This window comes from Cupriavidus phytorum, from assembly GCF_003254285.1.
GTDB classification, from domain to species: domain Bacteria; phylum Pseudomonadota; class Gammaproteobacteria; order Burkholderiales; family Burkholderiaceae; genus Cupriavidus; species Cupriavidus phytorum.
Genome location: NZ_QKZN01000009.1, coordinates 275,369 through 284,230 on the forward strand (window position 1 = coordinate 275,369; position 8,862 = coordinate 284,230).

The 8,862-nt window shown below is 66.6% G+C and carries 9 protein-coding genes; 6 read left to right on the plus strand and 3 right to left on the minus strand.

Annotation, left to right across the window (positions count from 1 at the left end):
* Positions 1 to 235: 235 nt before the first annotated feature.
* The 6 genes from C7416_RS22245 (at position 236) to C7416_RS22270 (ending at position 5,768) form a co-directional block, all read left to right on the plus strand.
* Complete coding sequence (locus tag C7416_RS22245; RefSeq protein WP_111520930.1) at positions 236 to 1,303, plus strand: ATP-NAD kinase family protein; 1,068 nt, start codon at positions 236 to 238, stop codon at positions 1,301 to 1,303.
* Between the two features lie 65 nt (positions 1,304 to 1,368).
* Positions 1,369 to 2,370 carry a thiamine pyrophosphate-dependent dehydrogenase E1 component subunit alpha gene (locus tag C7416_RS22250; protein ID WP_041232417.1) on the plus strand — a complete coding sequence of 334 codons (1,002 nt, stop codon included), beginning with the start codon at positions 1,369 to 1,371 and terminating at the stop codon, positions 2,368 to 2,370.
* Between the two features lie 35 nt (positions 2,371 to 2,405).
* Entirely contained in the window at positions 2,406 to 3,422 is a 1,017-nt protein-coding gene (locus C7416_RS22255) for an alpha-ketoacid dehydrogenase subunit beta (RefSeq protein WP_111520931.1), read from the plus strand.
* Entirely contained in the window at positions 3,422 to 4,537 is a 1,116-nt protein-coding gene (locus C7416_RS22260; RefSeq protein WP_111520932.1) for an acetoin dehydrogenase dihydrolipoyllysine-residue acetyltransferase subunit, read from the plus strand. Before C7416_RS22255 ends, C7416_RS22260 begins: the two co-directional genes overlap by 1 nt.
* Before the next feature lie 80 nt (positions 4,538 to 4,617).
* A complete protein-coding gene (locus C7416_RS22265) occupies positions 4,618 to 4,959 on the plus strand; it encodes a carboxymuconolactone decarboxylase family protein (protein WP_111520933.1) in 342 nt (113 codons plus the stop codon).
* A 47-nt stretch (positions 4,960 to 5,006) separates the two neighbouring features.
* The gene (locus tag C7416_RS22270) at positions 5,007 to 5,768 is read left to right on the plus strand and encodes a lipoyl protein ligase domain-containing protein (RefSeq protein ID WP_111520934.1); all 762 of its coding nucleotides are present in this window, start codon (positions 5,007 to 5,009) and stop codon (positions 5,766 to 5,768) included.
* Here C7416_RS22270 and C7416_RS22275 read toward each other — a convergent pair.
* From C7416_RS22275 to C7416_RS22285, 3 genes are all read right to left on the minus strand, one after another.
* Positions 5,765 to 6,514, minus strand: a complete 750-nt coding sequence (locus C7416_RS22275; RefSeq protein WP_181461298.1) for a DUF3047 domain-containing protein — start codon at positions 6,512 to 6,514, stop codon at positions 5,765 to 5,767. The genes C7416_RS22270 and C7416_RS22275 overlap by 4 nt on opposite strands.
* A gap of 230 nt (positions 6,515 to 6,744) precedes the next feature.
* On the minus strand, positions 6,745 to 7,566 hold the full coding sequence (locus C7416_RS22280) for a hypothetical protein (protein WP_111520935.1): 822 nt from the start codon (positions 7,564 to 7,566) through the stop codon (positions 6,745 to 6,747).
* A gap of 364 nt (positions 7,567 to 7,930) precedes the next feature.
* Entirely contained in the window at positions 7,931 to 8,320 is a 390-nt protein-coding gene (locus C7416_RS22285) for an OsmC family protein (RefSeq protein WP_111520936.1), read from the minus strand.
* Positions 8,321 to 8,862: the final 542 nt, after the last annotated feature.

Sequence of the window (8,862 nt, forward strand, 5' to 3'; positions counted from 1 at the left end):
ACGCCGGTGATAAGACGTTACGCGTGTCCACTCCGTACACCTGCACTGTGACACCTGTCTCGCCCTGACGGCCCCCAGGCCGCTCGCCCGGCGCAAGCGGCAGCGATTTTTGCGGGTTATCCCTGAAGCCAGGGCCCCGCAACCGCCCGCCTTGTGCCTTCGCGATGCCATCCGGCCACTGGCACAGCCATTGCAAAGTCGCCTGTCACCACAACGACAACACAGGAGACAGGCAATGGGGCAGCCAAGGTTCGCCGATGCGCCGCTGGTCGGCATCATCGCCAATCCGGTTTCGGCGCGCGACATCCGCCGCGTGATCGCCAACGCCAACAGCCTGCAGCTGGCTGACCGCGTCAATATCGTGCTGCGCCTGCTGGCCGCGCTGTCGTCCTGCGGCGTGCGGCGCGTGCTGATGATGCCCGACCGCGAGGGCCTGCGCGTCATGCTGGCGCGGCACCTGGCGCACCGCCAGGGCCCGGACTCGAGCCTTCCCGAGGTCGCGTATCTCGACATGCCGGTGGCCTCGCGCGTCGACGACACGCTGCATGCCGCGCGCTGCATGGCCGATGCCGGCGTTGCCGCCATCATCGTGCTGGGCGGCGACGGCACCCACCGCGCCGTGGTGCGCGAATGCGGCGCGGTGCCGATCGCGGGACTGTCGACCGGCACCAACAATGCCTACCCCGAGATGCGCGAGCCCACCGTCACCGGGCTCGCCACCGGCCTCTATGCCACCGGTCGCATTCCCGCCAGCCAGGCGCTGGCGTCGAACAAGCGCCTGGACATCGTCATCCGCGACGGCAATGGCAACTTCCGCCGCGACATCGCGCTGGTCGATGCGGTGATCTCGCACGAACACTTCATCGGCGCGCGCGCGCTGTGGAAGACCGACACGCTGGCCGCGGTCTACGTGTCGTTTGCCGATCCCGAGGCGATCGGGCTGTCGTCGATCGCCGGTTTGCTCGAGCCGGTGGGACGGCGTGAAGCCGGTGGCCTGGCGATCGAACTGGCCGCGCCGGGCGCGGGCGAGTTCGAACTGAGGGCGCCGATTGCGCCCGGCCTGATGTGCACCGTGCCCATTGCCGGCTGGCAGCGCCTCGCGCACGGCCGCCCGCATCGCGTGCGCCAGCGCAGCGGCGTCGTCGCGCTGGACGGCGAGCGCGAGCTGACCTTCGGCCCGGACGACGAAGTCACCGTCACGCTGCACGACCACGCCTTTCGCAGCATCGACGTCGCCGCGTGCATGCGCCACGCGGCGCGCCACCACCTGATGCGCAGCGTGCCGCAGCACGCCATGGCCTGAGCACGCCCGGCCGCGCATGCCCCGATTTTCTTGAAGTGCAACACCTGAAAACGAAGGAGACAGACATGACAGCCAGAGCCTCACACGATCCTGCCGCGCTGCCGCTCGACAAGGAGACGCTGCTGACGGTGTACCGGAAGATGCGCACCATCCGCGATTTCGAGGAACGCCTGCACGTGGACTTCGCGCGCGGCGACATCCCGGGCTTCGTCCACCTGTATGCGGGCGAGGAAGCCGCGGGTGTCGGCATCCTGCACCACCTGCACGACGGCGACCGCATCGCCAGCACGCACCGCGGCCATGGCCACTGCATTGCCAAGGGCGTCGACCCGGTGGCGATGATGAAGGAGATTTACGGCAAGAAAGGCGGCTCGTGCAACGGCAAGGGCGGCTCGATGCATATCGCCGACCTGTCCAAGGGCATGATGGGCGCCAACGGCATCCTGGGCGCGGGCGCGCCGCTGATCTGCGGCGCCGCGCTGGCGGCGAAGTTCCGCGGCAAGGGCGAGGTCGGCATTACCTTCTGCGGCGACGGCGCTTCCAACCAGGGCACCTTCCTCGAAAGCCTGAACCTGGCCGCGGTATGGAACCTGCCGGTGATCTTCGTGATCGAGAACAACGGCTACGCCGAATCGACCTCGCGCGACTACGGCACCGCGGTAGACAGCTACGTCGACCGCGCCGCGGGCTTCGGCATCCCGGGCGTGACCGTCGACGGCACCGACTTCTTCGCGGTCCACGAAGCCGCCGGCGAAGTCATCCGCCGCGCGCGCGAGGGTGGCGGGCCGTCGCTGCTCGAATGCAAGATGGTCCGCTTCTACGGCCACTTCGAAGGCGATGCGCAGACCTACCGCGCCGCCGGCGAACTTGACGACATCCGCGCCAACAAGGATTGCCTGAAGCTGTTTGGCCGCACCGTGACTCAGGCCGGCGTGGTCGCGCGCGAAGAGCTCGACGCGATCGACCGCGAAGTCGCCGCGCTGATCGAGCACGCCGTGCAGGAAGCCAAGGCAGCGCCGCAGCCGGGACCCGAAGACCTGCTGACCGACGTCTACGTCAGCTACTGATCCGCCACGCGCAAACCAATTACCAGGAGACAGACATGGCTCGCAAACTGAGCATCAAGCTGGCGATCAACGAGGCGATCGACCAGGAAATGACCCGCGACCCCAGCGTCATCATGCTGGGCGAGGACATCGTCGGCGGCGCCGGCGCGGACGGCGAGAAGGACGCGTGGGGCGGCGTGCTTGGCGTGACCAAGGGCCTGTATGCCAAGCACGGCGACCGGCTGCTGGATACGCCCTTGTCCGAATCCGCCTACGTGGGCGCCGCGATCGGCGCCGCGGCGTGCGGCATGCGCCCGATCGCGGAGCTGATGTTCATCGACTTCATGGGCGTTTGCTTCGACCAGATCTTCAACCAGGCCGCCAAGTTCCGCTACATGTTCGGCGGCAAGGCCGAGACCCCGGTGGTGATCCGCGCCATGGTCGGCGCGGGCTTCCGCGCCGCCGCGCAGCACAGCCAGATGCTGACGCCGCTGTTCACGCACATCCCCGGCCTGAAGGTGGTGTGCCCGTCCACGCCATACGACACCAAGGGCCTGCTGATCCAGGCGATCCGCGACAACGACCCGGTGATCTTCTGCGAGCACAAGAACCTCTATGGCCTGGAAGGCGACGTCCCCGAAGGCGCCTATGCCATCCCGTTCGGCGAGGCCAATATCGTGCGCGACGGCAAGGACGTGTCGATCGTCACCTACGGGCTGATGGTGCATCGCGCGCTGGAAGCGGCGGCGACGCTGGCCAAGGAAGGGATCGAGGCCGATATCGTCGACCTGCGCACGCTGTCGCCGCTGGACATGGACACGGTGCTGGAGTCGGTCGAGAACACCGGCCGCCTGGTGGTGGTGGACGAGGCCAGCCCGCGCTGCAATATCGCCACCGATATCTCCGCGCAGGTTGCGCAGCAGGCCTTCGGCGCGCTCAAGGCCGGCATCGAGATGGTATGCCCGCCGCACACGCCGGTGCCGTTCTCGCCCACGCTGGAAGACCTGTACATCCCCAGCGCGGCACAGATCGTCAATGCCGCGCGCAAGACCGTGAAGGGAGGCAAGCACTGATGGCCACGCCTGCAATTACCCCGATCGTGATGCCCAAGTGGGGCCTGTCGATGAAGGAGGGCACCGTCAATGCCTGGCTGGTCGACGAAGGCACCGAGATCACCGTGGGCATGCCGATCCTCGATGTGGAAACCGACAAGATCGCCAATGCGGTGGAGGCGCCCGACGCGGGCACGCTGCGCCGCAAGGTGGCGCAGGCCGGCGACGTGCTGCCGGTCAAGGCGCTGCTTGGCGTGCTGGCCCCTGCGGAGGTGAGCGATGCGCAGATCGATGAATACGTGGCGGCTTATGAAACGCCGGCGGACGACAGCGGCGACGAGGATGCCGCCGCCGCGTACCAGTTCGCCGAGGTCGACGGCATCCGGGTCCGCTATGCCCGCAAGGGCGACGGCGCCCAGACCGTGCTCTTCATCCACGGCTTTGGCGGTGACCTGGACAACTGGCTGTTCAACCTCGAGCCCCTGGCCGATGCGTATACCGTGGTGGCGCTCGACCTGCCCGGCCACGGACAGTCGTCGCCGCGGCTCGCGGGCACGACGCTGGCGCAGATGGCCGGCTTTGTAGCGCGCTTCATGGACGAGGCCGGGATCGAGGCGGCGCATCTGGTCGGTCATTCGATGGGCGGCGGCGTGGCCGCGCAGCTGGCGGTGGATGCGCCGCAGCGGGTGCTGTCGGTGGCGCTGGTGTCGCCGGTGGGCTTCGGCGAGGCCGTCAACAGCGACTACACCGATGGCTTCGTCAAGGCGCAGTCGCGGCGCGAACTCAAGCCCGTGGTCGAACTGCTGTTTGCCGACCCGGGTCTGGTGAGCCGGCAGATGCTGGACGACCTGTTGCGCTACAAGCGGCTCGATGGCATCGACGAGGCCCTGACCGCGCTGGGGCAGGGCCTGTTCGGCGGCGGCCGCCAGAGCGAGCAACCAGGCCCGCGTCTGGCCGACAGCGGCAAGCGCGTGCTGGTGGTGTGGGGCGGCCAGGACCGCATCATCCCCGCCCACCATGCCGAAGCCGCGCCGCCGGGTGCCAGCGTCAAGGTCTTTCCCGACGCCGGCCACATGAGCCAGATGGAGAAGGCCAACGACTTCAATGCGCTGCTGAAGACCCACCTGGCCGGCTGATGCCGCCTGCGGACGGCGCCACCATGCGTCGTCCGCGCGGCCGATGCCAGCTTGGCCGATCCACTAACGGAAAATTTCCCATGACCACAGACCTGAAGACCCGCCTGGCGGAGATCAACAAGCAATTCGGCGCGCTCGGCCAGGCCCAGCCCGGCACGATGAGCGCCTTCCAGGGCGTGATGAAGGCCGCCACGCAACAGGGCAGCCTGCCTGCCGAACTCAAGGAACTGGTGGCGGTCGCACTCGCCGTGCAGAAGGGCTGCGACGACTGCGTGCTGTTCCACACCAGCCAGGCACTGCGCCATCGCGCGAGCCGCGAGCAACTGGCCGAAGTGCTGGCCGTCAATATCGAGATGGGAGGCGGCCCCGGCGCGATGTACGCGGCCAAGGCGCTGGCGTATTTCGATGCGCTCAACGCCTAGGGTTGCTAGACTCGGCGCATTGCCACTCCCGGGGCAGTTCCCAACCGATGCCGTTTGAACTTGTCGATCCCGTCGCTCCGGCCCACGCGGGCAGCGACCCGCTGCAGGAAGAACTGGCGCTGCTCGAACTCGCGGCGCAGGGCCGGCAGGTGGCACGGTTGTGGGAGGCACCGCTGTCGCTGGTGGTGCCGCGCACCTATCTGCGCCATGCGGCGCTGGAGACTGCGCGCGCCGATTTCGCGCAACAGGGTTGCCCCGTGTTCCTGCGCATGTCCGGCGGCGGCCTGGTGCCGCAGTGGCCCGGCATTCTCAACCTGAGCCTGGCCTATCCGGTCGGCCAGCCCCCGGGCGCGCTTAGCGAGGCGGTCTACCTCCATCTGTGCGCGGTGATCGGCGGCGCGCTGCGAACGCTCGGCATCGAGACCCACTGGCAGGCGGTGGCCGGCTCCTTTTGCGACGGCCGCTACAACCTCGCCTGGGGCCCGCCCGAAACCGCCCGCAAGATCGCCGGCACCGCCCAGTACTGGCGGCGTGCGCCGGCGGCGACGCAGGCGGCCGATGGCCAGCGCCACCTGGTGCTGGCCCATGCGGTGCTGCTGGTCAGCGCCGACCCTGTGCAAATCAATGCCCGCGCCAATGCCTTCGAGGCCGCCATCGGCAGCGAGCGGCGTTATGACGCTGGCAAGGTGGTCAGCGTGCGCGAGGCGTTGCTGTCCGCCGGACACGCCATGACGGACGATGTCGCACTGATGGCCGAGGTCGCGGCTGCGCTGCGTTGGAGCCTTGGACAGCATCCCGCCCCGGTCTAGTCCTTTGCCGCGGTGCCCGGCAGGAAGCGGATATCGCCATACCAGGCGCCGCTGGCGGCGTGGGTGTTGTCGGTGTCCGTCATGATGCCGTACGCCTTGAGCGGTCCCGGCGGCTCGTGGAAGACGCGTTCATAGTCCCGCGCCAGATTGCGCCGCAGGTTCTTCCATTTGCCGGCATCGTCGGCGCCGGATACCACGATCATCTGCACGCGGCCGGTATGCGGATTCGGGATGACGCTGCCGGGCGCGGCGCTGGTCGACCAGATATACATCAGCGTGGCATAAGGCAGCTCCTCGCCCGCCACGGTTTTTGCCAGTTGCATCGCGGCGCGGTCGCGCAGCGAGAGCTTGCTGGTGTCGCCGTCGAAGAAGAACACCAGCCGCGCCGGCGCATCCTCGCGCGCACCGTCGCGGTTGTCGGCGCCGGGTATCGCGCCGTCTGCCTTCCAGCGCCAGGCCACCACCGGCGTGCGCGAAAGGTCCACGTCGCCCGCATGCATCAGCGCCGACGCGGAGGCATTGGCTTGCGCCCGCAGCACCGTTCTGCCGTCATCGGCCACCAGCTGGTACTCGGTCCTGGCCTTGCCTTCGGCGACCGGTAAATTTTTCCAGTCATTCGGCAGCGCGCCGCCCGGCTTGCGTTCGGACACGGCAAGTCCAGGCTTGCCGCTTTGCGCCGGCGCTGCAAGCGGGGCAAGCAGCAGGGTGGCACACAAGGCAATGGGCAACGCATGGGGGGTCGTCATGGCGGATCAGCGGAATACGAGACGTGGGACCGAATGCAAACCGTGTGCCTGAGTGCTGTGGAGCCTCTCCAAACTGGCCACCACAAAAAAATCGCGGCCCACGGAGGGGCCGCAAATCGGGAATGCGAGGAGTGTCAAATTCCTCAGGAGACGTTATCGACGCAAATCTGCATCGCAAGACCCCACTTCCGTGGGGTCTATGGATCACAAGCCTGAATGCGAGCGTCCGCTTACGCGATCAGGTAAGCGGGTGGCGGATCTGGTCGGACGGAGGCGCGCAGCTTGCGGACATTCGCTTCCAGTTCGGCGTGGGCTGCATCGAGCCAGTCCACGCGATGCCGAACCGGGTCCTTGGCCGACAGGGCGCTGGCGGCGATCTCTCGCAGGAAGTAACGCACCATGCTGCCGGCGCGCGCCGGTACCGGCATCATGCCAAGCAGTTGGCGGCGCGCCAGCAGTCGGCGCGTGACCGCGTGCTGGAGCGCGGCCCAGGCGGTGCGGCCCAATGCGATGTACAGCGCGTCGGTGCGCATCTGTCGCACGGCGCCAAGGAATTGCGTCTCAAAGACTTCGCGCAGCATTGGCGCGTCCAGCAGTTCTTCCAGCGGGCCGTCGAATGCCAGCCCGCGCCGCGTGGTGGCATGCGGCAACAGCGCCAGCGGCTGCAGGCGCTCGAAGCCATCGTTCCACAAGGCGGCGGCATGCGGCAGCCCCACCAGTTCGGGCACGCGGAAGTGGTCGAGCATGCGGATCAGGTTGGGCCGCACCAGCTTGCCGCCCAGTTCGACGCGCCGTTTGTTCTCACGCTGCACTACACGGCCCGGCGCATGGGTAAGCAGCAGTTCCTCGGTCACCGCGGCGGCCAGCCGCACGTGAGCATGGCCCGGCGTGGTGCTGACCAGGACCAGCGCCGCCTGCGGATTCAGGTATTCGCACGGGACGTAATGCATGGCGTAGGTGCTGTCCCGCGCCACCACGACGGGTTTCGCGATCACGCTGCCGGCGCCCGCCAGCCGTATCTGCGCGCAATAGGCTTCAATGAAGTTGGTCAAGGCATCCCCCCGCTCGCTTCGTTATTTAAGCGTTTTTATTGTTTTTGCTTTTCGCCATGGTAAGCCGGTGGTGCGTTGCGGAGTGTGTCGGCACCGTCGTTTTGACCCCTTCCCGGACGCAATTTTGTGGGCCAGCCAACACAGCACATGGCCGTTGCGTCGAACACGGGTGGATCGCACCCATAGCGTATGGCGGCTGGCGGTCAAGACCGTGACATGGCCGGCCCAAAAGAAAAAAGCCGGGCACGATCACGTGCCCGGCTAACCCATTTGCTGACTCAGGTGGTGTCAGAACCCGAGGAATCAAATGCTAACGATTCTCATTTGCTGTGACAACCCCATTGAGTGAACGGGTTGTGCCACGTCATGCCATGGAGGTCTGGATCGAGAACTGCCCGGACAAGGTCTTGTGCACCGGGCAACGATTGGCGACCCGCAGCAGGTCTTCCATGATTTGGGGCGACAGGTCGCCGCTGACCTTGACCTGCCGCTGCATCGTATAAGTGCCGTTGGCTTCTTCATGGCCGACCGAAACATGGACGTCAGTGACCGCGTAGCCCTTGCGCTTCGCATACAGCTGCAAGGTCAGGGTGGTGCAGGCGGCCAGGGCGGAGTCCAGCAGGTCATGCGGGTTCGGGTAGCGGGTGTCGCCGCCGGCGGAAGCGTCGAGATCGGCTTGCCACTCGGCAGTGCCGTTGGTCAACTGGCAGATGCTGTTGCCCTGGCTTGGCTTCCATGTCGCTTGGATAGTCATCGAACGTCCCCATCTCATCAAAGAGCGGCCCCGCGGGCCGGAACGGCCATTCTATAAGTACCAGCCGCTGCAGGTCAGGGAGTGTCGAAAGGGGCGCATCAGTGCCAAGTTCAGGCATTTCCGAAATACCCCTTGCCAAGCTCGCTGCGCTCGCTTACTATTCGCCCCCTCGCAACACGACGCGGTCCCTGCAAGGCAGGCGCAGCAAGGGTTGCGGGGTTGGCCGGGAGGTCAGCGCAGCGAGGTTTGCGGCGCTGACGGCAGCAAAAAAGATTGCTGCAAACGGTTGACGAAACGAAGAAAGCTCTGCATAATCTCGTTTCTCTGCTGCAGACAACGCAGCGCGCTGAACGGCAAAGCCGGGTGGCGAAGTTCTTTAACAAACAAACAACCGATAAGTGTGGGCGCTGGGTAGCGGACGCCGCTGTCTACGGACAGTGATGCTTCAAGTTATACAGTGCTCGCACAGCAAAACGTGACTGGGTCTTCGGATCTGGTCAGTCAGTTTTCTGAGAGTGAGCGACCGCTCGAAAGAGCGAGGA

Excerpts from the sequence above, each read along its gene's own strand:
- C7416_RS22245 (WP_111520930.1), top strand. The coding sequence starts at position 236 with ATGGGGCAGCCAAGGTTCGCCGATGCGCCGCTGGTCGGCATCATCGCC.
- C7416_RS22250 (WP_041232417.1), top strand. The coding sequence starts at position 1,369 with ATGACAGCCAGAGCCTCACACGATCCTGCCGCGCTGCCGCTCGACAAG.
- C7416_RS22255 (WP_111520931.1), top strand. The coding sequence starts at position 2,406 with ATGGCTCGCAAACTGAGCATCAAGCTGGCGATCAACGAGGCGATCGAC.
- C7416_RS22260 (WP_111520932.1), top strand. The coding sequence starts at position 3,422 with ATGGCCACGCCTGCAATTACCCCGATCGTGATGCCCAAGTGGGGCCTG.
- C7416_RS22265 (WP_111520933.1), top strand. The coding sequence starts at position 4,618 with ATGACCACAGACCTGAAGACCCGCCTGGCGGAGATCAACAAGCAATTC.
- C7416_RS22270 (WP_111520934.1), top strand. The coding sequence starts at position 5,007 with ATGCCGTTTGAACTTGTCGATCCCGTCGCTCCGGCCCACGCGGGCAGC.
- C7416_RS22275 (WP_181461298.1), bottom strand. The coding sequence starts at position 6,514 with ATGACGACCCCCCATGCGTTGCCCATTGCCTTGTGTGCCACCCTGCTG.
- C7416_RS22285 (WP_111520936.1), bottom strand. The coding sequence starts at position 8,320 with ATGACTATCCAAGCGACATGGAAGCCAAGCCAGGGCAACAGCATCTGC.